Source organism: Shewanella profunda (genome assembly GCF_023283765.1).
GTDB lineage: Bacteria > Pseudomonadota > Gammaproteobacteria > Enterobacterales > Shewanellaceae > Shewanella > Shewanella profunda.
Genome location: NZ_JAKILG010000104.1, coordinates 1 through 1,504 on the forward strand (window position 1 = coordinate 1; position 1,504 = coordinate 1,504).

Annotated in this window: 1 protein-coding gene; it reads left to right on the top strand. The window is 46.9% G+C overall.

Annotation, left to right across the window (positions count from 1 at the left end; genetic code table 11):
• Nucleotides 1-107 precede the first annotated feature (107 nt).
• The coding region (istA, locus tag L2744_RS21375) for an IS21 family transposase (protein WP_248993757.1) at nucleotides 108-1,504 on the top strand (1,397 nt) is incomplete at its 3' end.

Below are 1,504 nucleotides of genomic sequence, written 5' to 3' on the forward strand. Positions count from 1 at the left end.
CAACTTCATTAAAGCGCCCTAATGCCCTACTGTCAAGTTTCGGCGAGTGCCGGAGCAAGGGATGCTTGTGCCTTGATTTCATCAACCATGAAATGAAGGAGCTCACCATGAGCATACAACGATTAAGGCAGTTAATCCGCTTACTGCTAAGTACCAATTATTCAAATCGCCGGATTGCACAGCTTGCGGGTATATCACCGAATACGGTACGCACTTATAGAGATAAGTTACAGGGAAGTACGTGTGAACTAGCCGACCTAGCGCTACTTACGGACAACAAACTGGTTAGCCGACTGAGCCCTAAAGTACCAACAGATAGCGTAAAGCATCAACCCGATTGGCCGCATATTCACCATTTAATGCAAGCAAAACATCAAACACTTATCCAGCTCTGGGAAGAGTACCGCAGTCTGCGCCCAGAAGATGCTTACTGTTATTCGCAGTTTACCCATTATTACCGTGAATACGTAAAATGCATCGATATTTCCATGCGACAATATTACGCTCCTGGGGAAGTGTGTTTTGTGGATTTTGCTGGCAAGCGTATTCCGTGGACAGATCCGCAAACGGGCGAAACACATTTGGCTGAAATATTTGTTGGCGTGCTGGGGTATTCACAACTGGTGTTTGCTATGGCATTGCGTTCACAAAAGCTCGAAGATTGGTTGGAGGCTCATCAGAAAATGTTCGCCTATTTCAATGGTGTTCCTCAACTCGTAGTACCAGATAATCTCAAATCCGCGATTACCAAACCTGGCACACTCCCTGAAGTCAATCACAGTTATCAAGAGCTGGCAGAGCACTATGGCGTAGTGATAGACCCTGCACGGGTAAGGCGGCCGCAGGATAAATCCTTGGCTGAAATTGGAGTGTTACTGGTGACGCGTTGGATCACTGTGATACTTCGTCGTCGCAGCTTGTTCAGTATTGCTGAAATTAATCAAGCCATTGCTGAGTTACTGGAACAACTTAACCGACGGCCATTCAAGCGATATGAAGGTAATCGCCGTGAGCGGTTTGAGGGCCATGAAAAATCAACACTTGCCGCGTTACCGACTAAGCCATTTGATATTGGCCGTTGGATCCATCAGCAAAAAGTGAACCGTGATTATCACATTTATGTACTGGGTCACGCCTACTCTGTGCCCTATGAACTGACAGGGCAATATGTGGACAGTAAAGTCTGTCAGAGTAAGGTGGAAATTTACTTTCAACATAAACTGGTTGCTATGCACATGCGTAGCTTTGTTCAAGGCGGCGCGACCACGGAAAACAGTCACAGACCGAAAAGTCATCAGGACTATGCCGCGCAGTCTAAAACACACTTTATGACTTGGGCCGCTACCATTGGAGAATTCACCTCGGCATTAGTTTCAGCACAGTTCATCAATTTCCCTGAGTACTCTCTGCAAGGCTGTAAAGCCTGCTCGCAGCTTCAGAAGCTCGCTAGGCAGTACGGCAATGGACGTTTCGAGCGGGCTTGCCAATGTGCCAGTGAAATACA